Origin of the sequence: Mesorhizobium sp. M2E.F.Ca.ET.209.01.1.1, assembly GCF_004010375.2 — a bacterium.
GTDB lineage: Bacteria > Pseudomonadota > Alphaproteobacteria > Rhizobiales > Rhizobiaceae > Mesorhizobium.
This window is the reverse complement of record NZ_SADP02001180.1, coordinates 1-290: the sequence shown is the minus strand read 5'-3', so window position 1 is coordinate 290 and position 290 is coordinate 1. Positions and strand designations below refer to the sequence as shown.

Below are 290 nucleotides of genomic sequence, written 5' to 3'. Positions count from 1 at the left end.
TTTGTGCCTGGCTTGACGTCGCCGGAGATGATGTCCCATGACGAAACCACGAACTCATTGCCCTTCATCAGAACTTCGGTATTGGGCAGGCCACCCGTGGCGACGATCACGACGTCCGGATTCTCCGCCTCGATGGTGGCGGCTTCGGCCCAAGTGTTGAAGCGGAAGGTGACACCGAGCTTGTGGCATTGGGCCATACGCCAATCGATGATACTGATCATCTCCTTGCGGCGGGCACTTTGTGCTGTAAGACGGATCTGCCCGCCCGGATCGTTGGCTGCTTCAAAAAC

General features: G+C 57.6%; 1 pseudogene. It reads right to left on the bottom strand.

The annotated features are described in order from the left end of the window. Positions 1-290, bottom strand: a pseudogene (locus EN852_RS39635) (N-methylproline demethylase); the annotation flags it as partial.